The following is a 1,741-nucleotide window of genomic DNA, read 5'->3' as shown; positions in this document are numbered from 1 at the left end:
GAGGTGCCAAACCATGCCGTCGATATGAGCTCTTGGGCAAGATCAGCCTGTTATCCCCGGGGTACCTTTTATCCGTTGAGCGATGGCCCTTCCATTCAGAACCACCGGATCACTATGACCTGCTTTCGCACCTGCTCGCGCCGTCACGCTCGCAGTCAAGCTAGCTTATGCCATTGCACTAACCTCCTGATGTCCGACCAGGATTAGCTAACCTTCGTGCTCCTCCGTTACGCTTTGGGAGGAGACCGCCCCAGTCAAACTACCCACCAGACACTGTCCGCAACCCCGGTCAGGGGCCAACGTTAGAACATCAAACATTAAAGGGTGGTATTTCAAGGTTGGCTCCACGCAGACTGGCGTCCACGCTTCAAAGCCTCCCACCTATCCTACACATCAAGGCTCAATGTTCAGTGTCAAGCTATAGTAAAGGTTCACGGGGTCTTTCCGTCTTGCCGCGGGTACACTGCATCTTCACAGCGAGTTCNAACTTACCCGCCAAGGAATTTCGCTACCTTAGGACCGTTATAGTTACGGCCGCCGTTTACCGGGGCTTCGATCAAGAGCTTCTCCTTACGGATAACCCCATCAATTAACCTTCCGGCACCGGGCAGGCGTCACACCGTATACGTCCACTTTCGTGTTTGCACAGTGCTGTGTTTTTAATAAACAGTTGCAGCCAGCTGGTATCTTCGACTGGTCTCAGCTCCATCCGCAGGGACTTCACCTACACACCAGCGTGCCTTCTCCCGAAGTTACGGCACCATTTTGCCTAGTTCCTTCACCCGAGTTCTCTCAAGCGCCTTGGTATTCTCTACCTGATCACCTGAGTCGGTTTAGGGTACGATTTGATGTTACCTGATGCTTAGAGGCTTTTCCTGGAAGCAGGGCATTTGTTACTTCAGCACCGTAGTGCCTCGTCATCACACCTCAGCCTTGATTATCCGGATTTGCCTGGATAACCAGCCTACATGCTTAAACCGGGACAACCGTCGCCCGGCTAACATAGCCTTCTCCGTCCCCCCTTCGCAGTAACACCAAGTACAGGAATATTAACCTGTTTCCCATCGACTACGCCTTTCGGCCTCGCCTTAGGGGTCGACTCACCCTGCCCCGATTAACGTTGGACAGGAACCCTTGGTCTTCCGGCGAGCGGGCTTTTCACCCGCTTTATCGTTACTTATGTCAGCATTCGCACTTCTGATACCTCCAGCATGCCTCACAGCACACCTTCGCAGGCTTACAGAACGCTCCCCTACCCAACAACACATAGTGTCGCTGCCGCAGCTTCGGTGCATGGTTTAGCCCCGTTACATCTTCCGCGCAGGCCGACTCGACCAGTGAGCTATTACGCTTTCTTTAAATGATGGCTGCTTCTAAGCCAACATCCTGGCTGTCTGTGCCTTCCCACATCGTTTCCCACTTAACCATGACTTTGGGACCTTAGCTGGCGGTCTGGGTTGTTTCCCTCTTCACGACGGACGTTAGCACCCGCCGTGTGTCTCCCGTGATAACATTCTTCGGTATTCGTAGTTTGCATCGGGTTGGTAAGTCGGGATGACCCCCTAGCCGAAACAGTGCTCTACCCCCGAAGATGAGTTCACGAGGCGCTACCTAAATAGCTTTCGGGGAGAACCAGCTATCACGAAGTTTGATTGGCCTTTCACCCCTATCCACAAGTCATCCGCTAATTTTTCAACATTAGTCGGTTCGGTCCTCCAGTTAGTGTTACCCAACCTTCAAC

General features: G+C 52.9%; 1 rRNA gene. It reads right to left on the bottom strand.

The features are described 5' to 3' along the window. Window positions 1-1,741, bottom strand: a 23S ribosomal RNA gene (locus ABD093_RS04305); the annotation flags it as partial.

It is taken from the genome of Brachybacterium tyrofermentans, assembly GCF_039526165.1.
GTDB classification, from domain to species: Bacteria; Actinomycetota; Actinomycetes; order Actinomycetales; family Dermabacteraceae; genus Brachybacterium; species Brachybacterium tyrofermentans.
Note: the sequence above shows the minus strand (reverse complement) of the source record. Positions and strands in the feature narration are given on the sequence as shown.